The organism is Variovorax sp. GW823-FHT04B03 (assembly GCF_058796495.1).
In genome coordinates, this window is sequence record NZ_JBXAIT010000003.1 from 38,026 (window position 1) to 61,026 (window position 23,001).

General features: G+C 68.9%; 23 protein-coding genes. 10 read left to right on the top strand and 13 right to left on the bottom strand.

Translation table 11 applies throughout. From position 1 onward, the window contains the following. Window positions 1–30 precede the first annotated feature (30 nt). From AC1RAD_RS13290 to AC1RAD_RS13315, 6 genes are all read right to left on the bottom strand, one after another. On the bottom strand, window positions 31–471 hold the full coding sequence (locus AC1RAD_RS13290) for a MarR family winged helix-turn-helix transcriptional regulator (protein ID WP_139705843.1): 441 nt from the start codon (window positions 469–471) through the stop codon (window positions 31–33). Continuing rightward, window positions 468–830 (bottom strand): GIY-YIG nuclease family protein, encoded by a 363-nt coding sequence (locus tag AC1RAD_RS13295; protein ID WP_492735293.1) that lies wholly within the window; start codon window positions 828–830, stop codon window positions 468–470. The genes AC1RAD_RS13290 and AC1RAD_RS13295 overlap by 4 nt, the downstream gene beginning before the upstream one ends. Window positions 831–886: 56 nt before the next feature. Then, a complete protein-coding gene (locus AC1RAD_RS13300; protein ID WP_070060632.1) occupies window positions 887–1,396 on the bottom strand; it encodes a hypothetical protein in 510 nt (169 codons plus the stop codon). Window positions 1,397–1,487: 91 nt separating this feature from the next. Further along, window positions 1,488–1,826 (bottom strand): hypothetical protein, encoded by a 339-nt coding sequence (locus AC1RAD_RS13305; RefSeq protein WP_062480212.1) that lies wholly within the window; start codon window positions 1,824–1,826, stop codon window positions 1,488–1,490. A 23-nt stretch (window positions 1,827–1,849) separates the two neighbouring features. Then, window positions 1,850–2,896 (bottom strand): hypothetical protein, encoded by a 1,047-nt coding sequence (locus AC1RAD_RS13310; RefSeq protein WP_492735295.1) that lies wholly within the window; start codon window positions 2,894–2,896, stop codon window positions 1,850–1,852. Window positions 2,897–2,974: 78 nt separating this feature from the next. Further along, entirely contained in the window at window positions 2,975–3,667 is a 693-nt protein-coding gene (locus tag AC1RAD_RS13315) for a hypothetical protein (RefSeq protein ID WP_062472930.1), read from the bottom strand. Window positions 3,668–4,046: 379 nt separating this feature from the next. Here AC1RAD_RS13315 and AC1RAD_RS13320 point away from each other — a divergent pair, with 379 nt between their 5' ends. The 7 genes from AC1RAD_RS13320 to AC1RAD_RS13350 all read left to right on the top strand — a co-directional run bounded on the left by AC1RAD_RS13320 (window position 4,047) and on the right by AC1RAD_RS13350 (window position 11,207). Next, the gene (locus AC1RAD_RS13320; protein WP_062472928.1) at window positions 4,047–4,841 is read left to right on the top strand and encodes a LuxR C-terminal-related transcriptional regulator; all 795 of its coding nucleotides are present in this window, start codon (window positions 4,047–4,049) and stop codon (window positions 4,839–4,841) included. A gap of 91 nt (window positions 4,842–4,932) precedes the next feature. Further along, complete coding sequence (locus tag AC1RAD_RS13325; RefSeq protein WP_253252388.1) at window positions 4,933–5,847, top strand: sensor histidine kinase; 915 nt, start codon at window positions 4,933–4,935, stop codon at window positions 5,845–5,847. Window positions 5,848–5,926: 79 nt separating this feature from the next. Beyond that, complete coding sequence (locus AC1RAD_RS13330; RefSeq protein WP_070060629.1) at window positions 5,927–8,302, top strand: Tex family protein; 2,376 nt, start codon at window positions 5,927–5,929, stop codon at window positions 8,300–8,302. A 65-nt stretch (window positions 8,303–8,367) separates the two neighbouring features. Continuing rightward, a complete protein-coding gene (locus tag AC1RAD_RS13335) occupies window positions 8,368–8,625 on the top strand; it encodes a type II toxin-antitoxin system Phd/YefM family antitoxin (RefSeq protein ID WP_056580961.1) in 258 nt (85 codons plus the stop codon). Between the two features lie 13 nt (window positions 8,626–8,638). Then, window positions 8,639–9,052, top strand: a complete 414-nt coding sequence (locus AC1RAD_RS13340) for a type II toxin-antitoxin system VapC family toxin (RefSeq protein WP_492735298.1) — start codon at window positions 8,639–8,641, stop codon at window positions 9,050–9,052. Further along, window positions 9,049–10,125 (top strand): patatin-like phospholipase domain-containing protein, encoded by a 1,077-nt coding sequence (locus AC1RAD_RS13345; RefSeq protein ID WP_159271828.1) that lies wholly within the window; start codon window positions 9,049–9,051, stop codon window positions 10,123–10,125. Before AC1RAD_RS13340 ends, AC1RAD_RS13345 begins: the two co-directional genes overlap by 4 nt. A gap of 95 nt (window positions 10,126–10,220) precedes the next feature. Then, window positions 10,221–11,207: a tripartite tricarboxylate transporter substrate binding protein gene (locus tag AC1RAD_RS13350; protein WP_492736196.1), complete on the top strand. Its 987-nt coding sequence runs from the start codon at window positions 10,221–10,223 to the stop codon at window positions 11,205–11,207. Window positions 11,208–11,222: 15 nt separating this feature from the next. Here AC1RAD_RS13350 and AC1RAD_RS13355 read toward each other — a convergent pair whose 3' ends face one another. From AC1RAD_RS13355 to gbd, 7 genes are all read right to left on the bottom strand, one after another. Then, the gene (locus tag AC1RAD_RS13355) at window positions 11,223–11,609 is read right to left on the bottom strand and encodes a DUF4150 domain-containing protein (RefSeq protein WP_056580973.1); all 387 of its coding nucleotides are present in this window, start codon (window positions 11,607–11,609) and stop codon (window positions 11,223–11,225) included. A 21-nt stretch (window positions 11,610–11,630) separates the two neighbouring features. Next, window positions 11,631–12,317, bottom strand: a complete 687-nt coding sequence (locus AC1RAD_RS13360) for a DUF3540 domain-containing protein (protein ID WP_492735300.1) — start codon at window positions 12,315–12,317, stop codon at window positions 11,631–11,633. Beyond that, complete coding sequence (locus AC1RAD_RS13365; RefSeq protein ID WP_492735302.1) at window positions 12,314–13,438, bottom strand: pentapeptide repeat-containing protein; 1,125 nt, start codon at window positions 13,436–13,438, stop codon at window positions 12,314–12,316. The genes AC1RAD_RS13360 and AC1RAD_RS13365 overlap by 4 nt, the downstream gene beginning before the upstream one ends. Further along, window positions 13,435–16,092, bottom strand: coding sequence for a DUF2169 family type VI secretion system accessory protein (locus tag AC1RAD_RS13370; protein WP_492735304.1), 2,658 nt, complete (start codon window positions 16,090–16,092; stop codon window positions 13,435–13,437). Before AC1RAD_RS13370 ends, AC1RAD_RS13365 begins: the two co-directional genes overlap by 4 nt. Window positions 16,093–16,098: 6 nt before the next feature. Further along, a complete protein-coding gene (locus tag AC1RAD_RS13375) occupies window positions 16,099–16,536 on the bottom strand; it encodes a hypothetical protein (RefSeq protein ID WP_307693638.1) in 438 nt (145 codons plus the stop codon). A 15-nt stretch (window positions 16,537–16,551) separates the two neighbouring features. Beyond that, window positions 16,552–18,894 (bottom strand): type VI secretion system Vgr family protein, encoded by a 2,343-nt coding sequence (locus AC1RAD_RS13380; protein ID WP_492735306.1) that lies wholly within the window; start codon window positions 18,892–18,894, stop codon window positions 16,552–16,554. Window positions 18,895–19,068: 174 nt separating this feature from the next. Continuing rightward, window positions 19,069–20,205 carry a 4-hydroxybutyrate dehydrogenase gene (gene gbd, locus AC1RAD_RS13385; protein ID WP_095947634.1) on the bottom strand — a complete coding sequence of 379 codons (1,137 nt, stop codon included), beginning with the start codon at window positions 20,203–20,205 and terminating at the stop codon, window positions 19,069–19,071. A gap of 63 nt (window positions 20,206–20,268) precedes the next feature. On the opposite strand from gbd, the gene AC1RAD_RS13390 reads away from it, so the two are divergent. From AC1RAD_RS13390 to AC1RAD_RS13400, 3 genes are read left to right on the top strand one after another with little or no spacing between them, the layout of a single operon-like run. After that, window positions 20,269–21,141 (top strand): 2-keto-4-pentenoate hydratase, encoded by an 873-nt coding sequence (locus AC1RAD_RS13390; protein WP_492735308.1) that lies wholly within the window; start codon window positions 20,269–20,271, stop codon window positions 21,139–21,141. 50 nt (window positions 21,142–21,191) lie between these two features. Then, a complete protein-coding gene (locus tag AC1RAD_RS13395; RefSeq protein ID WP_159278324.1) occupies window positions 21,192–22,106 on the top strand; it encodes an alpha/beta hydrolase in 915 nt (304 codons plus the stop codon). Next, on the top strand, window positions 22,103–22,987 hold the full coding sequence (locus tag AC1RAD_RS13400) for a YbgC/FadM family acyl-CoA thioesterase (RefSeq protein ID WP_369647067.1): 885 nt from the start codon (window positions 22,103–22,105) through the stop codon (window positions 22,985–22,987). The genes AC1RAD_RS13395 and AC1RAD_RS13400 overlap by 4 nt, the downstream gene beginning before the upstream one ends. Window positions 22,988–23,001 lie beyond the last annotated feature (14 nt).

The following is a 23,001-nucleotide window of genomic DNA, read 5'->3' on the forward strand; positions in this document are numbered from 1 at the left end:
ACGAGGTTCGTAATCTACCCGCAGGACGGTTCAGGCGTGCGGCGTGTCGTGATCGCACAGCACCCGCAGCGCGGCATGGAGGTCTGGCAGGCGTTGCGGGTCCAGCGATTTCACGGCATCGACGCAGATCGCTTCGACGGTGGTGATGGCGGCTTGCATCAACTTCTTTCCGCCGCTGCGAATATTCGCATGGCGCTGGGGGTCGTCATCGGGTCCCGTCGTGCGCTCGGCCAGGCCGGTCTTTTCGAGCAGCACCATCTTGCGGATGAGCGCCGACATTGGCAACCCCAGCGTGTGCGCAAGCTCGGCCATCGGCATGGCGCCGTTGCCGGCACGCAGCAACAGGTGGAGCAGGGTGAAGTCGTCGTAGTCCAGCCCGTGGAAGGCGCCCAGGTCCTCGTTGAGTTTCAAGCTCAGGCTGGCGTGGGCGCGGCCGAGGTCGAGGCAAAAGCCCAGTGCGTCGGTGCTCATGGCGTGTTGTAGCCCTTGTCAGTGGTGCACTGGAGTTCCTCGCGCCAGAGTTCCAGCAGCTTTTCCAGCTCCGCCGCGCGGTCGAAGGCGGGGTCGTCGCGCTCCTTCACCCGGTCGATCACCTCGAAGCCGAAGTGCGTCGCGCCCTGCGCCACCCAGTCGCGCTGCAATGCCTTGTTGCGGTGCGAGCGCAGGTTCAGCTCGAAGCGGGCGCGGTTCATGGCGCCTTCGACGTCGAGGCTGCCGGCCACGTAGACGCGGCCGTCCATCAGGTTGCGGATCACGAAGACGCCGGCGGGGCGCACGCTGTCCTTGTATTGCTTGACCAGGGTACGCCTGGTGTGGGGAGATGGATTCATCTCCAAATATTACCCGGGCAAAATATAAAACACAATACACCCGGGTAAAAGTGGATTCACTCAGCGCGCAGCCGGTGCCAGCCGCGCAGCACCCGCCGGTGCACCGCCCGCACGATGCGCCAGGGGCGGCTTTCGCGCACCCGTGTCAGCACGCTGTCTTTCCATGCTTTCCAGCGCGGGTACCAGCGGGCGAACCAGGCCAGCCGCATCAGCGAGCCCTCGACCAGCTGGAAGATCCGCGCGACCACCGCCGTGCCGGCGAGCTTGGCCAACAGCAGCACGGCCATGCCGCTGAACGCGTGGCCGCGGCCGAACAGGAACAGCGCCAGCAGCTTCACCGGAAAGAGCAGCAGCATCGGCACGAAGAACGCCAGCAGCGCGCCCCAGGGCGGCAGCGCGCGCAGCAGGTTCTCGAGCCGCGCCCAGAAGGGCAGGCGCGCAAGCCGCGCGACCAATGCCGCGAGCGGGGCCCAGCCCCATTCCTCGAACAGCAGCACCGGCACGAGGATCGTGGTGGCAACGGCGCGAAACAGGGCGCGCAAGGCGCGCACGAGGGGGTTGTGCATGCGCGAAGGGTATACGCACACGGCCGCGCGCCGCCGGGACCTTGCGGACCCGGCGGCGCATCGTTCGAAAAGGCGGCGTCTGCGCGCCTGTCTATTTGCGGCCGACGCTGCTGTCTTCCGCGGGCCGGAAGAACAGGTACTCGCCCCGGCCCAGTTCGGGCGTCACTTCGTAGCCGCTGCACCGCGTGACGTTGCACTGGATGATCACGACGCGCGGCCAGATGGTGGCCGAGGTCGGGAACCCCGGCATGTACTGCGGCACGTGCCAGACGCCGTAGTCGCCCACCGGCTCGGCGTTTTCCGTGCCGCTGGCGTTCTGCAGGCCGCTGCCCATGGGCATCCGCTCGATGCGGATGATCGGCGTGGCGGCCACCGACGCCGTCGCCACGCAACAGGCGGCCAGCCAGAGAGGAACGGTCCTGGTGTTCATGGTGATGGACTCCAGAACCGGCCTCATTGCGCGTCGGCCGGTGCCGAAGCCACCTCGTCGGCCGGGTCAGCCGGCAGGCGGCGCGTGATGCGCGCTTCCAGGATGTCCGGCTGCGGGGCCACGGCGCTCGCAATGACCGGTGCCGGCTCCGCCGCAGGTGCCGCGGCTTCCTCGGCGGGCGCTGCGGCCACGGGGGCCGGTGCCACTTCCGGCGCAGACACCGGGACGGCGGTCGCGGCCGGCGCGGGTTGCGGCGCCGGCTGTTCCTGCGCCGGGGCTGCCATGGGCATCGCCTCGACCAGCGTGGCCGGTGGGGCGGGCTGCTGCACCGCCACGACCGGCGCGGGTGCCGGGGCCGGAGCCGGGGCCAACGCGACAGGCGCCGCAGGTGCCACGGGCGCCACCGGCTGGGGCACGGCCACCGCCACGGGGGCCGGCGCAGGTGCTGGAGCCGCGGCCACGGGCGCCACCGGCGCCGCCGGACGTGCCGCCACGGGTGCGCCGGCCGACGAGGCCTGCGGTCCGAATGCGCTCACGCGTTCTTCGGCGGTCATCGACTGCGGGCACTTCGAGCCGGTCATCTCCAGGGCCGCCTGGGCCGCCGGGTCCATGCAGTCCATGGCCAGCGACGCTGCCTTCATGCCCTTGTTCCAGAGCTCGCGGCTCATCTTCAGGCGCTTGCAGTGTTCGTCCGTCCAGGTGGTGCCGAAGCTCAGCCCGACCCCGGCGCCGTTGGCGCTGGCGCTGGTGCTGCCCATGCAGGTGTCATTGCTGGTCGTCAGGTTCGGGCCGCTCACGGAGGGCACGTTCTTGACGGTGTAGCTGCCACGGTAGTCGACGGTGCTGGTCGTCGCGCCCGTGTTGTTGATGTTCTGTGTGCTGTTGCTGTCCACCGTGGCCCGGGAGGTGACTTCCGAGGGGGCGGAGCTGTTGAAATTCACCGCCTGGGTGTTGCCCTGGGCGTTGGTGGTGGCTGAACTCTGCGACTGGTTGTTGGCGCCACCCGCCGTGGTCTGCGCCAAGGCGCCGGCGGACAGGCCCAGCAAGGTCAGGGCAATCAATGTTTTCATTTTTTCGACTCCTTTGGGAAGCAGGGGAGGGGCGTGCCCCTCCCCGTTTCTGGTCCAACAACCGATGGTCCGGATCGCTCAGGGAGCGTTGGCCGTTGCGCCGGAGATCGCGCCACCGGCGGTGCCGCCACCGTTGCTGAAGCCCGCTGCGTTGCCCACGGCGAAGTTGATGACGCCCGTGGAACCGCCGGTCGAGCCCGACGTGGCCGAGGTCGTCGTGCCGTTGACGATGCCGTTGACCGCGCCCGAATTGGCGCTGAAGCCGGCCGTCGTGCCCGAGGTGCGCGTCACCACGGCCAGGCCGCCGCCAGGACCTGCAGCGGTGGCTGCGGTGTTGTTGGTGGTGGAGCCGGCTGCGCCGCCTGCAGAGCCGCTCACGGGGTTGGCGCCGCCGCCGGCGTAGTTCGCATTGGCGCTCGAGGTCGCATTGGCCTGTGCATTCGCACCGCCTGCAGCCACGCCGTTGCCGGTCGTTGCTGCCACGCTGGTCACGCGTCCTTGCGTGGTGGCCGAGCCGCTGGCGGTGGCGCCGCCGACGCGCAGGAAGGCGTTGCCTGCTGCGCCACCCGCCGCGTTGGCCGTGGCCGACGAGGTGGAGCTGGCTGCGTTGTAGCTCAGTGCGCTGCCCGTTCCGGAGCTGGCGGCGACCGAGCCAGCCGAGCTGGAGGAACCGGTCGTGGTGTTGGTGACGGCGAGCGCCACGCTGCTGCCGGTTGCGGTCCCGATGCCAGCCACGAGAACCACTGCCATGGCGATAAGAGTCTTCTTCATGATGCTTCCTCGATAGTGTTGAAACGAACCCGATCGCCGGGGAATCCGGCCATCAGCGACGGTCAGCGAGCACGGATTGAATGGATTCCGTTGCGACCGGGATGCAGTTTCAGCGGGGGGAAGGGATCGAAAAATGCCTCAGGCTGGGTAGTGCAAGGCTATGGCGAAAGCAATGTCCGAGGGCGTTTTGGGCGTTGGCAGAGAGCCGGTTCTAGGCCCTGTTCCCCTCGTGGGAACTATCACTTTGGTTCACAATCTGGCAATATTGCAACCGAAAGAAACCAAGGTAATCAAAAAAGCCGATAGCCGGAAAAAGAGTAGAAATCGATTAACTTTTGTTCACGAAGTCGCGACTTTTATCTGTGACAAGGGGGCTTAAATGGAAAACGATCTCGACATTTCATTGACCGATGTCGGTGGTGGCGCTAGGAAATTCTCCAATCCCGGCCAGTTCGGTGGGCTGCTGGCTCCCTCGGCGGATACCCTGCCGTGGCCGGACTACCTGACAGGCCAGGAAACCAAGCCCGTTCGTGTCCTGCTCGTCGACGACGACCCCTTTGTCCGCCGTGTCATCGCCCAGGAACTGCTGGGCGATCTGCGCATCCAGCTCGAAGGCCAGGCCGGCTCCCTGCGCGAGGGAAGGCGCCTCTTGATGCAGCATGAATTCGATGTGCTCATGGTCGACATCCGCCTCGGAGACGGCAGCGGATTCGAGCTCATCGAAGAGGCCAAGAAGCACCGCAGCGCGGCCGAGATCATCGTCATTTCCGCGCTGGAAGACGAGCCCCAGGTGCTGCATGCCTTCGAGCTCGGCGCCTCGGGTTACCTGGTGAAGAACGCCTGGTTCCAGAGCTATGCCCAGGCCGTGTTGCAGGTGGTGAATGGCGGGGCCGCCATCACCCCCCGGCTGGCGCGGCGGCTGCTCGTTCACCTGGACCACCAGCGCGCCAATCCGAGCCCGGTGCGCCCGCCGGACAGCAAGGCGACCCTGTCGGCACGGGAGCGCGAAGTGTTGCGACTTGTAGCCACGGGATATGTGACGGAAGAGATCGCCCTGCAGCTCACCATCAGTGCCCAGACGGTTAACGCGCACGTCAAGAACATCTACCGCAAGCTGCACGCCCACACCCGCGCGCAGGCCGTGAGTTTCGCCTCGCACCGGGGGCTGCTCTAGGGCGCGCTTCGGGCGCGCCGCGTTCGCAGCGGAGCCACCCATGCGCGCGCCCGCGCCCCCGCTCCCGCCGTATTTCCTGGAGGACCAGTTCGTGTGGCTTTCGATCGCCGCCTGGTGTGTGCTCCTGATCTGGCTGTGGCCGCGTGCCTCGCGCCAGCGGATGCTGCTGTGGGTGGGGCTCGCATTCGCGCTGCACCTGACGCCGGTGGTCGGGCAGGTGATTCGCGCGACCTCGGCGATCACCACGCTGGGTACCGAGGTGCCGGCCGCCTTCTGGGCCCTGCAGGGGGTGAACGTCGCCGTGCTCTGCATGATCGTGGCCACCTGGTATTTCACGCGGCGCCGCCTCGTGCGCTACCGCCAGGCGCAGGCCGTGCTCGCCGAGCGCCGCCGCATCGCCAGCGACCTGCATGACGGCGTCGGCTCGCGGCTGGTGGCCCTCATGGCCAGCTACGACCCGCGCTCCGCCGACGCCCGCGAACTGTCGATGGCCCTGCAGGCCTGCCTGCTGGAGCTGCAGATGACGGTCGACTCCCTCGACGACCAGGCCGACACCAGCATCGGCGAGCGCCTGGGCCACCTGCGTTACCGACTGCAACCGGCATTCGACCGGCTCGGTATCACGCTCGTGTGGAACGTGCAGGACGTGGTGCTGGCGCCGCCGCTGTCGCCCGAGGCCGCGATGCAGCTGTGCCGCATCGCGCAGGAGGCCTTGTCGAACGTGCTGCGCCATTCGCAGGCGACCCGCGTGGAAGTGCGCTTCGGCCCGCGCGAACGCTCGCACGGGCTGGTGCTCGAAGTGCTCGACGACGGCCGCGGCCTGGATGCGGCGGCCGGCGAGGCCGGCGGCAAGGGCCTGCGCAGCATGCGCGAGCGCGCCGACGCGCTGCATGGCGAGCTGGCCATCATGGATGCAGCGCCGCACGGGCTGCGCATCCGGCTCGTGATGCCCGGCGAAGTGCTGCCGCAGTCCGCGGTCGCGGCGCCGGCCGAGAGCACGTTGTAACCATCCCGCGCCGGTGCCCGGCGGGGGGCCTCGTCGCCTATGGCAAACTTCCGCGCTTTGCCAGGGACGCGCTCAAGACATGCAGAAAATCATTCGCCAGCTCGCCGTTGAAATCAAGGTCGGCGAGCACCAGGTGAAGGCCGCCGTCGAACTGCTCGACGAAGGCGCCACGGTTCCGTTCATTGCCCGCTATCGCAAGGAAGTCACGGGCGGCCTCGACGACATCCAGCTGCGCGAACTGGAAGCCCGGCTGTCTTACCTGCGCGAACTCGAAGACCGCCGCGTGGCGGTGCTCAAGGCCATCGACGAGCAGGGCAAGCTGACCCCCGAGCTGCGCGCCGCGATCGAATTCGCGCCCACCAAGCAGGAACTCGAAGACCTGTACCTGCCGTTCAAGCAGAAGCGCCGCACCAAGGGCCAGATCGCCCGCGAATTCGGCATCGAGCCGCTGGCCGACAAGCTCTTGGCCGACCCCACGCTCGATCCGGCCGTCGAAGCCAAGGCCTTCCTGCAACCCGCCACCACGCTGGACGACGGCAAGCCGGGCCCCGATTTCTCCACCGTGCCCCTCGTGCTCGACGGCGTGCGCGACATCCTGTCCGAGCGCTGGGCCGAAGACGCCGTGCTGGTACAGCGCCTGCGCGAATGGCTCTGGAACGAAGGCCTGCTCAAGTCCACCCTGATGGCCGGCAAGGACGAGAACAACGCCGACATCGCCAAGTTCCGCGACTACTTCGACTACGACGAACCCATCGGCCGCGTGCCCTCGCACCGCGCCCTGGCCGTGTTCCGCGGCCGCGCGCTCGAAGTGCTCGACGCCAAGCTCGTGCTGCCGGTGGAGCCCGAACCGGGCAAGCCCAGCATCGCCGAAGGCAAGATCGCGCTGCACCTGGGCTGGAGCCACGCGGCCCGCCCGGCCGACGACCTGCTGCGCAAGTGCGTGGCCTGGACCTGGCGCGTGAAGCTGGCGCTGTCGACCGAGCGCGATCTGTTCACCCGCCTGCGCGAAGACGCCGAAAAGGTCGCCATCAAGGTGTTCGCCGACAACCTGCGCGACCTGCTGCTGGCCGCCCCCGCCGGCCGGCGTGTCGTGATGGGCCTGGACCCCGGCATCCGCACCGGCGTGAAGGTGGCCGTGGTCGATTCGACCGGCAAGCTGGTCGAGACCGCCACCGTGTTCCCGCACGAGCCGCGCAAGGACTGGGAAGGCTCGCTGCACACCCTGGGCAAGCTGTGCGCCAAGCACGGCGTGAACCTGATCGCCATCGGCAACGGCACCGCCAGCCGCGAGACCGACAAGCTGGCCGGCGACCTCATCAAGCTGCTGGCCAAGATGGCCGCGCAGGCCGGCGCGCCCGAAATGACGGTCGACAAGGTCGTCGTCAGCGAAGCCGGTGCCTCCGTGTACTCCGCCAGCGAATTCGCCTCGCAGGAAATGCCCGACGTGGACGTGAGCCTGCGCGGCGCCGCCTCCATTGCGCGCCGCCTGCAGGACCCGCTGGCCGAACTCGTGAAGATCGACCCCAAGAGCATCGGCGTGGGCCAGTACCAGCATGACGTGAACCAGAGCGAACTCGCGCGCACCCTGCAGGCCGTGGTCGAAGACTGCGTGAACTCGGTGGGCGTCGACCTGAACACCGCCAGCGTGCCGCTGCTCAGCCGCGTGTCCGGCCTGTCGGCCAGCGTGGCCAAGGCCGTGGTGCGCTGGCGCGAGGCCAACGGTGCGTTCTCCACCCGCAAGCAGCTGCTCGACGTGACCGGCTTCGGCCCCAAGGCCTTCGAGCAGAGCGCCGGCTTCCTGCGCATCCGCGACGGCGCCGACCCGCTGGACATCACCGGCGTGCACCCTGAAACGTACCCGCTGGTCGAGCAGATCATCGTCAAGACCGGCAAGCCCATCGCCGAGCTGATGGGCCGCGCCGACATGCTCAAGACCCTCAAGCCCGAGCTGTTCGCCAACGAGAAGTTCGGCGTCATCACGGTCAAGGACATCCTGGGCGAACTCGAGAAGCCCGGCCGCGACCCGCGCCCCGACTTCAAGGTGGCGCGCTTCAACGACGGCGTGGACGACATCTCCGACCTCACCGAGGGCATGATCCTCGAGGGCACCGTGAGCAACGTCGCCCAGTTCGGCGCCTTTGTCGACCTCGGTGTGCACCAGGACGGCCTGGTCCACGTGAGCCAGCTGAGCCACAAGTTCGTCAACGACGCCCGCGAAGTCGTCAAGACTGGCGACATCGTCAAGGTCAAGGTGATGGAAGTCGACGTGGCCCGCAAGCGCATCGGCCTGTCGATGAAGCTCGACGCCGCGCCCGCACGCCGCGACGGCCCGCGCGACAACCGCTTCGAAGGGGCAGGGCGCGGCCAGCAGCAACAAGGCCGGCGCGACAACTCGCCGCAGCCGGCGGGGCAGATGGCGAGTGCGTTTGCCAAGTTGCAGGGGTTGCGCAAGTAACCGCCAGCAGATCGAAGGCTGCCCCGTTAAACTAGTCATCTAACTAGTCTGATGGGGTGGCGCCGATGAAAACCTGGCCGGTACAAGACGCGAAAGCGCGTTTCAGCGAATTCCTGGAGGCCTGTCTGAACGACGGGCCGCAAATGGTCACCCGGCGCGGTGCCGAGGCGGCCGTGCTGGTGCCGGCCGCGGAATGGCGGCGGCTGCATGCCATCGCCAAGCCCTCGCTCAAGGAGCTGCTGTGCACCGACGAGGCGCGCACCGAGTTCCTCGTGCCCGAGCGCGGCGCCGCGCGCAGGCGACGCGTCACCCCGGCCCGTTGAAGGCGCGCGCGGCATGTACCTTCTGGACACGAACGTCATTTCCGAACTGCGCCGGCTTCGTCCTCATGGCGCCGTCCTGGCGTGGCTGGCGCCCATTCCCGACAGCGAGCTTCACCTGTCGGCCGTGACGCTGGGAGAGATCCAGGCCGGCATCGAACTCACGCGCGAACAGGACGCGGCGAAAGCGGACGAGATCGAGCAGTGGGTCGAGCTGGTCGCTGCGTCGTACAACGTCTTGCCGATGGATGCGAAAACCTTCAGGCTGTGGGCCCGGCTGATGCACCGCAGTTCCGTCACGCTGTACGAAGACGCCATGATCGCCGCCACGGCGAAACAGCACGGGCTGACCGTCGTCACGCGCAACGTCAGCGACTTTGCCGGCTTCGGTGTCGAGGTCTTCAATCCCTTCGAAACGGGTACCGCATGAAAGCCCTGCGCATCTACGCCGGCCCCGCGGCCCGCCAGCACATCGAGCAGCACGGCCTGCGCCCGCAGGACGTGCGCACCGTCCCCGGCGCGGCGGGCGGGCCCAAGGGGCTGATCCTCGGGCCGCTCGATCGCTTCATCTTCGGGCGCTGGCTCACGCAGTCGAGCCAGCCGGTGGACCTGGTGGGTGCGTCGATCGGCGCGTGGCGGCTGGCCACGGCCTGCCTGTCGGACCCGGAGGCGGCCTTCGGGCGCTTCGAGCACGACTACGTGCGCCAGCAGTTCGAAGTGCCGCCGGGCCAGAAGCGGCTCAGCCCGCACCAGCTCAGCGAACGTTTCGCGGAGAGCCTCGACACCTTCTATGGCGGACGCATCGGCGAGGTGCTGGGCCATGCGCGCTACCGGCTGCATGTGGTGACCTCACGCGGGCGCCACATCCTGGGGCGCGAGGGCAGGGCGCGCACGCCGGTCGGCTACCTGGGCGCCTTCGCGAGCAACAGCCTGCACCGCAAGAGCCTGGGCGCCTGGCTGGAACGCTGCGTGTTCTCCACGCCCGGCGCGGCCTTGCCCTTCGGCACGACCGACTTCCGCACGCGCCAGCACGCGCTGAGTGAGGCCAACTTCAACCGGGTGCTGCAGGCCTCGTGCTCCATTCCGTTCCTGCTGGCGGCGGTGCACGACATTCCGGGCGCGCCGCGCGGCGCCTACTGGGACGGCGGCATCACCGACTACCACCTGCACCTGGACTACCAACCTGCAGACGAAGGCATCGTGCTGTACCCGCACTTCCAGCAGGCCGTGGTGCCGGGCTGGCTGGACAAGGGACTGCGCTGGCGCCACAAGTCGACGCGCTTTCTCGACCGCATGGTGGTGCTCGCGCCCAACCCCGAGTGGGTGAAGACGCTGCCGCACGGCAAGCTGCCCGACCGCAAGGACTTCATCCGCTTCGCGAACGACGCGCAGGCCCGCATCGCGGCCTGGGGTCAAGCCACGCGCGAGGCGACGCGCCTGTCGGACGAGTTCGAAGCCTGGCTCGGCGACGACGGGCGCTCGCGCGACATCCTGCCGCTCTGAGCCCACCTTGTCCCGTCGGGGACAAACCCTGAGCGCCGGCGCAGGAGCGCGCTTCGAGAATGGTCCGATCCATGCCATCCGAAGGGTTCCCGACCATGCCGCACGCCACGCTCTCCCGCCGCCGTTTTTCCCTTGCCACCGCGGCCGCCGCCGCCAGCCTGGCCGCACCGTCTTTCGCGCAGAGCGCCTGGCCGAGCAAGCCGATCCGCATCGTCGTGCCCTACACGCCCGGCGGCTTTACCGACCAGATGGCGCGGCTGGTGCAGGCGGGCCTGCAGACGCGCCTGGGCCAGCCGGTGGTGATCGACAACAAGCCCGGCGCCAACAGCCTGATCGGCGTCGATGCCGTGGCCAAGGCCACGCCCGACGGCAGCACCTTCGGCGTCGTCATCGCGGCCTACACGGCCAACACCACGCTGTACCCCAAGCTGCCCTACGACCCGCGCAAGGACCTCGTGGGCGTGTCGCTGATGGGCGTGTCGCCGCTGCTGGCGGCGGTCAACAACGACGCACCGTTCAAGACCGCGCGCGAGCTCATCGACTACGCACGCAAGCATCCCGGCAAGGTTAGTTTCGGCTCGTCGGGCAACGGCTCGGCCGCGCACCTCACGAGCGAACTGTGGAAGTCGCTCACGCAGACCTACATGATCCACATCCCGTACCGCGGTGCGGTGCCCGCGCTGACCGACCTGATGGGTGGGCAGATCCAGCTGTTCTTCGATGCGCCCACGGGCCTCATCAACCAGGGCAAGGCCGGCAAGGTGCGGCTGATCGGCGTGGCCGGCGACAAGCGCCTGCCGGCCGTGCCCGACGTGCCCACCTTCATCGAGCAAGGCTTCGCGGGCTTCACCGGCAGCACCTGGGCCGGCATGCTGGCGCCGGCGGGCACGCCGCGCGAGATCGTCAAGCGCATGTCGGAAGAGGTGGCGCGCATCATCAAGAGCGACGAGACGCGCGCCAAGCTCGATGCCATGGGCACCTTCCCGGCGGGCAGCACGCCCGAGGAGTTCGACGCCTTCATCGCCTCCGAGACCACCAAGTGGGGCAAGGTGATCCGCACGGCGGGCGTCAAGCTCGACTGAGCGCCCCACGCTGTTTCAGGGCGCCAGCACCAGCACCTTGAACTGGCTGGGCACGATGCGCATGCCCACGATGTTGCAGCGGTTCTGCACCGCCAGGCTGGTCATGCGCGTGCAGGGCGTGCCCTTGAGCAGCACCGTGAAGGCGCCGGTGATGTGGCGCGACGGCCCCATCACCGTCTGCGACACCACGCCCATCAGCACGCCGGCGTTGTCGCCGTTGGTGATCGGCGTGGTGGTCGCCATGTTGTGCACGGGCGTGCCGCCGTACAGGATGTTCCAGGCGTTGGGCAGGGCCGTGGGCCCGAGCGCGATGTTGGGGTAGGGCACGGGCAGCGCGGGCGGTGTCTTGCAGACATCGGGAAACGCGAGGTCCATTCCCATCATCTGTGCGTTGGCGAACATGGTTCAGGCTCCTTGTCGGTATCAACCCATGTGGATCTGTTCGGCGTCGACCTTCACCAGCGCCTGGCTGGTGACGAAGGTGTTCTTGGCGTGCAGCCGCAGGCTTTGCGAGGCCTGCATGTCGATCTGGCCCGCACGCACCTGCTCGACCTCTTCGGTGAGGCGAAAGCTCGAGCGCGTGAGCAGGCTCAGGCGGTCGAGCACGGTCTCGAGCGTGCGGCCCACGAAGCGGGCGACCAGCGTGGTCACGCGCACCTCGGCGCCGCGGTAGGCCATGTCGGTGATGTCGACGGTCGCTTTGTCGGCCTGAAGCGCGAAAGACGACGCCTGCAGCGCGATGCCGCCGCGGCGCGAGCGGATCGTGAGGTCGCCGTCGGCCACGAGCTGCGACTGGCTCGGGTCGGCCTGCGTGACGACGGCGATCAGGAACAGCTGCTCGCGCTGCGGCCCGGCCACGAGCACGACATCGCCCACGGCGGGCTGCAACAGGCAGCTCGCGGCGCGCGGGCAATGCCAGGGCGCGCCGCTCGGCTGCGGCTCGACGACGAAGCGGCCGTCGGGCAGCGATTGCGCGACGATGCCGAGCGCGCTGCCGGTCCAGACGGGTGCGGCTTGCGCAGGCAGCGGCTTGCGCAGCAGTGCGTGCATCTCGGTCTCGGGCGTCTCCGATGGCGGCGAAACAGGTTCGCGAAGGACTCGGTGATTCATGGCGGGGTGTCCTGTGGATCGGGCGGCAGCGGCCGGCCGAAGGTGTCGCGGCCGGCGCGTTGCGGGCGGCTCGCACGGGCGGCGGAAAAGCGCTCGGCCTCGAACAGCGCCGGGTCGCTGTCGAGCACGCCGAGGCGGTCGCTCCAGCGCACGCCGGTCTCGATCACGCGGTGCATCTGGGTGCGGTGGAAGGTCGCGCCGCGCAGGTCGGCATCGGCGAGGTCGGCGTAGGAGAAATCCGCGTACACGAGGTGGCTGCGGGCGAACGCGGTGCGGCGGCAGCTCGCGCGGTGGAACACGCACTGTTCGAGCCGCGCGTCCGACAGGTCGGCGTCGTCGAGCCGGGCACTCACCCACAGGCTCTGGTCGAAGTGCCCGCCGCGCGCATCCACCCGGCGCAGGTCGGCTTCGGGAAACAGGCACTGCGGCGCCTGCACGCCCGACAGCACCGCGCCTCCGAGCTTCGCGCCTTTGAAGTTGCACTGGCTCAGGCGCGCGCCGGCGAAGTTGCAACCCGTGAGGTCGGCGTCGATGAACTGGCACAGATGAAACGACTGCGCCGAGAAGTCCTGCCCCGCGAGGTCGGCCTCGCCGAAGATCACGTTGTGGAAGCTCGCACCTTTGAAGCGCGTGCCGCACAGCGCCGCGCGGTAGAAGACGGTGGTGTTCAGCGCCGTGTCGTCGAAGCGCGTGCCGTCGAGGCGGCATTCGCCGAACACCGCCTTCGTGAGGTCCGCGCGCTCGAAGCCCGCGCCGTCGAGCGTGCTCTGGTGAAAGGTGGCCTGGCCCGCCTGCGCCCCGGTCATGTCGACGCCGCTCAGGTCGGCCTCGGAGAAGACCGCGTGGCCCATCACCGCAGATTGCAGGCGCGCGCGGGGCAGGGCGCAGCGGTGGAAGGCGGCGTGTTGCAGGTCGGCGGTGTCGAGCACCGCGTCGTCGAAGCGGCAGCTGTCGAACACCGATTCGCCCAGCCGCGCGCCGCGCAGGTTCGCGCGGCGGAAATCGCAGGCGCCGAAGCTGCCGCCGCGCAGGTCCATGCCGTCGAAGTCCATGCCCTGGAAGTCCTGGTCCTGGAGGTGGTCGCCGCCGCGGATCTTCGCTGCCAGCTCGGCCGGCGTCATCGGGCCGGTTCCGCGGCGCGGCGCGGAAGGGTCTTGGCCTGTTCGAGGTGCGCGCCGTGCGTGTCGGTCACGCTGTCGATCAGCGTCTGCGAGACGTCGGCGCGGAACAGGTTGGCCTCGCGCAGGTCGGTGCGCACCAGGCGGGCTTTCTGCAGGCTGGCATGCATGAGATTGGCGCCGCGCAGCGAGGCCTGCGTGAAGTCGGCGCGGATGAAGAGGCTTTCGGGCGCATCGCAACCGCTGAGGTCCGCCCCCGTGAGGCTGCAGGCCGACAGGTCGCAGGTGTCGAGCGTGGCACGCACGAAACGCGCGCCGTCCAGTGGCATCTCACGCAGGCCGCATTGCACCAGCGTCGCGTCTTCGAAGTCCATGGTGCGCAGGCTGCTGGTGCCGACGAAGCAGGTGGTGTGCAGGGTGGCGCCGCGAAAGACGATGCCGGTGTCGCCCGGCGTGTGGGCCCAGGCGCAGGCTTCGAGCCTGGCCGCGCTGAAGTCGAGCCGCTCCGCGATGCACGAGATCAGGCCGACCTTGTGGAGCACGGCGTTGCGAAAGCTGCAGTCCTGCAGGCGGGTCTGTTCGAGGAAGGTCACGTAGGAAAGGCGCGCGGCATCGAAGCGGCAGTGTTCGACCTGCAGGCCGAGCACGGTCAGGTGCTCCAGCGAGGCTTGCGAGAAGTCGCAATGGTCGAAGTGCGTCTGCTCGAGCGTGGTGTGGTGCAGCTGCGCGCCGGTGAGCACGGTGTGGACGCAGTGCGCCAGGCTGAGGTTCGCGCGGTGCAGCACGCAGCCCGCGAGCGAGGCCCGCGTGAGGCGCGCACGCACGAGCACGGCCTCGGTGGCATCCGCGCCATCGAGCCGGGCGCCTTCGAGGTTCGCGTGTTCGAGCAAGGTGCGGTGCAGGCGCGCGCCGCGCAGGTCCATGCCTGACAGGTCGGCGCCCGTGAGGTCCATCTCCGAGAGGTCGCGCGTGGTGGCCATCGCGTCCTGCACGCGCTGGCGCGCCTCGGCGGCGCGTTCGCCTTCGAGCACGTCGGCCGGTGACTGGTGCTGTGCGCCCATGCGGTACATGTCGATCAGCCCACGCTGGCCTTTCTCGACCACCTCCGCGAAGGCCTGCTGCTGCGCGGGCGGCAGTGCGGACGTGCCCGTCGCGGCGGCGATGCCGAACATGCCCTGCAGCACGGTCTGCGCATCGAAGGCGGGTGGGCCTTTGGTCGTGGTGCGGTCGATGTTCGAGACCAACTCCGCGGAATCGAAACCGACCTGGCGCGACTCGGCCGCATTACGCTGACCCGCGCGTTCGAGTTCGCGTCGGCCGTCTTCGAGCGCCTGGCGCTGGTCCTGCGTGAAGCGCCGCGTGCGCTCGACGAACTCGGGCAGCTCGGCGAGCGTCGGTGCCTTGCGAAAAGGCTCGGGCAGCGGCCGTTCGCGCAGCAGGCGCGGATCGTGGCCGGCCTCGCGCGCCTGCTGCATCAGGTCCGCGCGCAGTCGGTCACCACGCTCGCGCATGTTGCGCACCCGTGCGGATTCCTCGCCGTCGTCCAGCGTGTCGAGCCACGGGCCGATGGCCTGCGCGGGCAGCAGCTCGTCGTCGCGGGCGGCATGCAGTGCGCCGGTCTCGGGATCGCAGCGGCGCTGGAGGAGGGCGAAGTAGTGCGCCAGCGGGCGCGGTGCATCGCCCGCGGCTTCGATGGCCGGCATCACATGGGTCACGTCGTCGGCGTCGTCTTCCACGATGTCGATCTCGCCGTGGTGGATCAGCGCCACCTGTCCGCGGTGCGGAAAGAACCAGGCCGTGGTGAGGCGCATGGGCACCTCGTCGAACTGCTCGGGCTCGCGACCGCGACCGCTTCGACGCGCAATGAAGGCGCGCGCACGCCAGTCGGGCAGGCGCCCGCGCTGCACCGGCTGCGTGGGGTGCATGTGCCAGATCTCGTAGGGCGTGCCGCCGGGGATGTGGTCGCGCGCGGGCCAGCGCTGCTGCGGCGGCGCGGCGTTGAAGAAGCGCCAGTCCATGTCCTCCGAAAAGCCGGGGAACAGGTGCTCGCGCCAGTGGCCGTCGTACTGACGGCCGATCAGGCGCATGCGGCTGGGCCGGGTCAGCTCGATCGGGCCGAAGCCGGCCGGCTCGGTCTCGCGCTCGGGCCGGTCGATACGCTGCTGCGGGTCTTCGATGTTCGGCAGGCGCTGCACCTGCAGGCCGTTGACGGTCTCGAGCGCGTGGCCGATGCCCTGCGGGTTCTCGGCAAAACCGGGGCCGCCGTAGGCGCGCGTGGCGTCGAACCGCATCGATTCGAAGGGCTGCGGCGCGGTGGCGCGGCCGTCGAGCCAGAAACGGTCGCCGAACACCAGCAGCTGGCGCGAAAGCTCGCCCACGCGCATCGCGACGGCGCAGGCGCTCTTGTCGTCCTGATGGTGCGTGTAAGCGTGGCCGGTGGCCAGGAACTCGGCGTGGGGTTTGGGAATGCCCAGGTCGATGGCACCCGTGGGGCCGAGCTCTTCGGCAGCGATCTTCCAGAACTCCGGCTCGGGCAGCAGCACGGGCGCGGCGTCCATCGACACCATGCCCATCAGCGTGACGCCCAGGCGTTGCTGGCGGCCCCGCAGGAAGGGGCGTGTGATGACGCTCAGCCGCAGCGGCTTGACGGTTTTCAATGGGAATCAGCTCCGTGCGGGTGCCACTTCGAGCGGCGTGCGCTGCCGGTCGACCGCCACCACGTCGGGGTGCGCCGGGTCCTGGACCAGATGCAGGGTCGCGCCCGGCACCGCGAGGCGGGGCAGCAGCAGCTCGTCGACCAGCGTGCGCAGCACCACGCTCGGCACCGGGGACGACGGCGGCATCTGCAGCGTGAATTCGAGCGCCACCATGCACTGGCCATGGCTGCCCGGGCTGGTGAGCTGGTGTTCGGAGCGCCGCACCTGCGCCACCACGCCGTGCGTGGCCACGCCGGCAAGGCCCAGGCGTTCGCCGATGCGCCGCTCCTGCGTGTACCTGCGCTGCTCGCGTGTGGCCGTGACGACCACCGCGACGCCGGCCAGCAGCGCCCCGCCCATCATCACGGCGAAGACACTCCAGAGGACTTGCTCCCAGACGGCCATCGATCGGTCGGCGGCTCAGACCTTGACGGTCATCGCCTTGGCGGCAAAGGCCAGGCCGCCGCTGGCGATCTTCATGCCGATGTTCGCGACCTTGAGCATCTTCCCCTCGATCTCGGTCGCCGAGTTCTGCGAGCGGAACACCGCCACGTCGAGCCGGATGCCCGAGAACTGCGAGTTGAGGATGTAGTTCTGCTGGCGCAGGCCCCACAGGTCGAGCGCCAGCCCGACCGCCGAGAAACGCGCCCCCACGCCGCCCGCGCGGTACCAGCGCCAGTCGTTGCTCTTGGCGTAGTTGTTGATGTAGGTCTTCGAGTTGTTCGTGTAGTCGTTCGTGATGTTCTTGTAGACCTTGGACGTCGTGTTGTAGACGTTGGTGTTGATCACGTGCTGCGTCGTGTTGTGGATGTGGTTCGTGGTGTTGAAGGTCACGTCCGGCGAGGTGTGGACCGTGGGGCCGGTCACCGTGGTGTTCGACGGACCGTTCACATGCACGGTGTTCGACGTGTTGATGGTGTCGTTGCGGCCCGCGCTCACGAAGCGGATTTCCTGTCCGTCGATGGTGCCGTGGAAGCCGCCGCTGATGGCGAGCGTCACGCCGCCGGAGATGGTGTCGTTGAGCCCGCCGCTGAGCGTGCGCGTCTTGCCGCCTGTGATGCGCTGCGTCACGCCGCCGCTCACGGTTTCGCTGAAGCCGCCCGTCACGTCGCGCGTGTCGCCGCCGGTGATGGTTTCCGTCGCGCCGGCGGTGATGTCGCGCGTCTCGCCGTCCTGGTAGGTGGCCGACTCGTGGCCCTTGATGAGGGTGGTGCGGGTGCCGTCGGTGGTGTGGGTCTCGTCGGCTTCCACTTCGACGTCGAGGTTGCGCTCGGCGTGCAGCAGGATCTGCTCGGCACCCGTGCGGTCCTCGAAGCGCAGCATGTTGGCCTGGTTGGCCGCGCCGCCAGTGCTGGAGCGCGTGAGGATGCCGCTGGCCGTGGCGTTGGCGGGCAGCTCCCACGGCGGCATCTGGTCGCTGTTGTAGACGCGGCCGGTGATGATGGGGCGGTCGGGCTGGCCGCCGATGAAATCGACGATCACTTCCTGGCCCACGCGCGGCATGTGCATGGTGCCGTAGTTGGCGCCGGCCCAGTTGCTCGACACGCGCACCCAGCACGAGCTGTTCTCGTCCGACTGGCCGTAGCGGTCCCAGCGGAACTGCAGCTTCACGCGGCCGAAGCGGTCGGTCCAGATCTCTTCGGGGCCGACCACGGTGGCGGTCTGCGGGCCGTTGGTGCGCGGGCGCGGCGTGGTGCGCGCAGGGCGGTAGGGCACGGCCGAGGGCAGCACGGTGAAGTCGAACTCGCACACCGATTCGCTGCTGCCGCCGGTCGAGTATTCGGGCTCGCGCAGGTCGTAGCGCGTTCCGGTGACGAGGTACTCGCGGTTGTCGGCCTCGCGCGGGCAGTGCGTCATCTCGAACAGGTGGCCCGGCGCCATGCCCACCACGTTGGTGTGGCCCGAGGCCAGCTCGTGCGCGCATTGCAGCTCCTGCAGGCGGATCTTCGCGTAGGCGTCGCCTTGCTGGTGCTCGCTGTAGCCGCCGAGCCATTCATAGACTTCGTAGGTCGCGTGGTCGTGGCCCTTGGGGTCCTGCTGCACGCTCTGCAGCGAGGCGCGCGACTTCCTGAAGTCGAAGTCGTCGAGCATCACGCGGCCCGAGGTGATCTGCTCGGCCACGCGCCAGCGGTCGATGCAGGGCTCCAGCGCATTCACCACGCGGTCGCGCGGGCGGTAGGGAATGCGGGCGTGGCCCGGCAGCTTGGCGTAGCCGCCCGCATCGTCGGCCAGCACCAGCAGGTGCGAGCCGTTGCTGTGCTCGAAGTGGTACGCGATGCCTTCGTGCTCCATGAGGCGGCTCACGAAGGCGAAGTCGCTCTCCTGGTACTGCACGCAGTACTCCCAGGGGCGGTAGCTGCCGGTGAGGCGCTTCTCGAACTGGAAGCCGTACTTGCCCAGCACCGCGTCGAGCACCTCGGGCACGCTCTGGTTCTGGAAGATGCGGCAGTCGGTGGTGCGCGTGAGGTACCACAGCCAGGGCTGCACGAGCGCTCGGTAGATGTAGTGGCGGCCGGTTTCGTTGGCGCGCCCCACCAGCTCGAAGCGCACCACGGTGCCGTTGAGGTAGCGCGGCGTGCCGTCGTCGGCAATGGCCAGCGTGAGCGAGGTGCCGAGCAGGCGCTTCAGGTCGAGGTTGAAGCTGGTGCTGACCATGTCGACCTCGAACTCGAAGAGTTGCGAGAGTCCTTCGTGCCCCCGCATCGCGCGGAACTTGAGCTGCTCGGCGCTCAGGACGGTATGGACTTGGACGGTACGCGGCATTCGACACTTCCCTGACCCCTCGGGCTTTCACGGATGCGAAGCCTCTGCAGATGGGGCCAGGCCAGTATGAAAACGCCGCGTGTCACATCCATGACGCGCCCATGCAAAAGGCCGTCGAAACGGCCTTTTGTGAAAGCGAATGCACGCCTGCGCAGCAGGAGTGACGCAAAGGTTTTACATCGACGCTTCGAGCATCGCCTTGTAGTCGTCGCGCGTGGCCAGCCGCGGGTTGGTCTTGTGGCAGTGGTCGGCCATGGCGCCGTCGATGATCTGTTCGAACATCGCGGGCGTCACGCCCACTTCGGCCAGGCCCTTGGGCAGGCCCAGGCGCGCGTTCATGTCGCGGATCGCGTGGCCGAGGTCGCCGGCCGAGTCCAGGTGCATGGCTTGCGCCATGCGCTGCAGGCGCTGTTCCTTCTGCACCGACTCGGCGCCCGAGTTGAAGTGGATCACCGCCGGCAGGAAGAGGGCGTTGAGCGTGCCGTGGTGCAGGCGCGGATCGACGCCGCCCAGGCTGTGGCTCAGCGAGTGCACGCAGCCCAGGCCCTTCTGGAAGGCCATGGCGCCCTGCATCGACGCGCTCATGAGGTTCAGGCGCGCCTCGCGGTCGCTGCCGTCTTTCGTCGCGCGCTCGATGTGACCCCAGGCGCGCTCCAGGCCGTCGAGGCCGATGCCGTCGGCCGGCGGGTTGAAGGCGGCCGACATGAAGGTTTCCATGCAGTGCGCGATGGCGTCCATGCCGGTGGCGGCCGTGAGCCGGGGCGGCAGGCCGAGCGTGAGCTCGGGGTCGCAGATGGCGGCCTTGGGCATCAGGAACCAGCTGTGGAAGCCCAGCTTGCGGTGGTCGTCGACGATGACAATGGCCCCGCGCGCCACCTCGCTGCCGGTGCCGCTGGTGGTGGGCACGGCAATGAGCGGCACCGCGCGCTCGGTGATCTTGGGCGAGCCGCCTTCGATGGTGGCGTAGGTCTTGAGCGGGCCGTCGTGCGTGGCCGCGATGGCCACGCCCTTGGCGCAGTCGATGGCCGAGCCGCCGCCCACGGCGATGAGGCCGTCGCAGCGGCCGCTGCGGTAGAGCTCGACGGCGGCGCGCACCGCGGCCTCGGTCGGGTTGGAGGGCGTCTGGTCGAACACCGAGACCTCGAGATCGGCGATGGCATCGAGTGCCTTCTGCAGCACGCCGGCCGCGCGCACACCGGCGTCGGTGACGATCAGGGGGCGATTGATGCCGATGCGCGCGCACTCGCTCGACAGGAGCTTGATGGCGCCGAATTCGAACTGGATCTGGGTGAGGTATTGGATGAGGGCCATGAGGGGGAACGCCCGAGGGCAGTACGATTGCTGACCGTTCGAATCTAACAAGAGGGGACATTCTTGCCCATCAACAAAACCCTTGCGTCTGTCGCACTGGGCTCAGCGCTGCTGGCCGCCTCGGTCCAGGCCGCCTGCCTCAGCGACACCCAGGTGGCCGACTTCGCCGCCGCGCAGGCGGCACGCACGCCCGCCGCCGACATCGAGAACCTCAGCGAGGCCGACGCCGCCTGCACGCGCGCCAAGCTCAACGTGCTGCATGCGCGCAACCTCGGTGACGTGATCGGCTACAAGGCGGGCCTGACCAACCCCGCGGTGCAGAAGCGCTTCAACTACGACCAGCCGGTGTGGGGCGTACTCTACCAGCGCATGCTGCTCGACACCGGCGCGGTGGTCGATGCGGCCTTCGGCGCGCGGCCGCTGTTCGAGGCCGACATGCTGGTGCGCGTGAAGAGCGCCGACATCCACAAGGCCAAGACACCGGCCGAGGTGCTGGCCAACATCGACCAGCTCATTCCCTTCATCGAGCTGCCCGACCTCGCGGTGCAGACGCCCTCGAAGCTCAACGGCCCGGGCGTGGCGGCCATCAACGTCGGTGCGCGGCTCGGCGTGCGCGGGCTGCCGGTCGATGTGCCGGCGACGGCCGACGGCCAGTCCTGGATGCTCGAGAGCCTGCGCGACATGCGCGTGGTCATGAAGGACGGGCAGGGCAAGGAGCTGGCGACCGGCAAGGGCTCCGACATCCTCGAACACCCGCTCAATGCGGTGGTGTGGCTGGCCGGCGCGCTGGCCAAGGAAGGCATCACGCTGAAGCCGGGCGATCTGATCAGCCTGGGCTCGTTCTCGCCGCTGCTGCCGCCCAAGGCCGGGCAGACGGTGGTGGTGAGCTACGAGGGGCTGTCGCGCATGCAACCGGTGGTGGTGTCTTTCAAGTGAGCACGACCACGACAGCGAACCGCCTCGCGCAACCCGCACTCACCCCGAAGATGGCCGGCGTGGTCGAGCGCATGGCGCGCGCGGGCCATCCGCCGCTCGACCAGCTCACGCCCGACGAAGCCAAGGCCTCGTACGAAAAAGGCGCGGGCGTGCTCGAGGTGCCCAAGCCCGAACTGGCGCGCATCGAAGACTTCCACATCGCCGCGCGCGACGGCCACGCCATTCCCGCGCGGCTGTACGCGCCGTCGGCCGAGGTGCTGCCGGTGCTCGTGTACTTTCACGGCGGCGGCTTCACGGTCGGCAACATCCGCACGCACGACACGCTGTGCCGCGTGCTCAGCCTCAAGAGCGGCTGCGCAGTGGTGTCGGTCGACTACCGGCTCGCGCCCGCGCACAAGTTTCCGACCGCATCGAACGATGCGTGGGACGCGTTCCAGTTCATCGCCACGCAGGGCGCGAGCCTGGGCCTCGACGGCACGCGCCTGGCGGTGGGCGGCGACAGCGCGGGCGGCACGCTGGCGGCCGTGTGCGCGATCCTGGCGCGCGATGCCGGCCTGCCGGTGGCGCTGCAGCTGCTCATCTACCCCGGCATGGCCGCGCACCAGGACACCGAGTCGCACCGGCGCCATGTGGACGGCCCGCTGCTGACCAAGGCCATGATCGACTTCTTCTTCGCCCAGTACGTGAACACGCCCGCCGACCGCGATGACTGGCGTTTCGCGCCCTTGCTGGCCGACGACGTCGACGATGTGGCGCCGGCCTGGATCGGCCTGGCCGAGGCCGACCCGGTGGTGGACGAAGGCATCGCCTACGCCGACAAGCTGCGCGCCGCGGGCGTGGCGGTCGACCTGGAAATCTACCGTGGCGTGATCCACGAATTCATCAAGATGGGCCGCGCGATTCCCGAAGCGCTGCAGGCGCAGAACGACGCGGCCCGCGCACTGAAAGAGGCATTGAACCCATGAGCGACAACAACAACACCCCGGTCCGCCGCGAGGACTTCCACTACTTCCACCGCCTGCGCGTGCGCTGGGCCGAAGTGGACATGCAGAAGATCGTCTTCAACGCGCACTACCTGATGTACTTCGACACCGCCATCGCCGACTACTGGCGCGCGATGGCACTGCCGTACGAAGAGGCGATGCACTCGCTGGGCGGCGACCTGTACGTGCGCAAGGCGACCATCGACTTCCGCGCCTCGGCCCGCATGGACGACGTGATCGACGTGGGCATGAAGTGCGCGCGCATCGGCAACTCGTCGATCATTTTCCAGGGCGGCCTGTTCCGCCAGGACGAGTTCCTGGTGGGCTGCGAGCTCGTCTACGTGTTCGCCGACCCGGCCACGCAGACCTCGAAGCCGGTGCCCGCGGCCCTGCGCGAGACGCTGACGGCCTTCGAGGCCGGCGAGCCGATGCGCACCGTCGAGACCGGCGACTGGGCCACGCTCGGCGAAGGCGCGAGCGCGCTGCGCCGCGCCGTGTTCATCGAGGAACAGAACATTCCCAAGGAGCTGGAGTGGGATGCGCACGACGCCGTCGTGCTGCACGCGGTGGCGCGCAACCGGCTTGGCCAGGTCATCGGCACCGGCCGGCTGCTGCCCGCCGAGGACGGCGTCTCGCACATCGGCCGCATGGCGGTGCACCGCACCTTGCGCAGCGGCGGCCACGGCGCGGCCGTGGTGCAGGCGCTCGAAGACGCGGCCCGCGCGCGCGGCGACCGCGAGGTGGCGCTCAACGCGCAGCGCAGCGCCGAGCGCTTTTATGCGCGGCTGGGCTACGCCGTGCACGGCCAGCCTTTCGAGGAAGCCGGCATTGCGCACATCGAGATGCGGCGCGCGCTGCGCTGAGCTCAGCAGCGCCT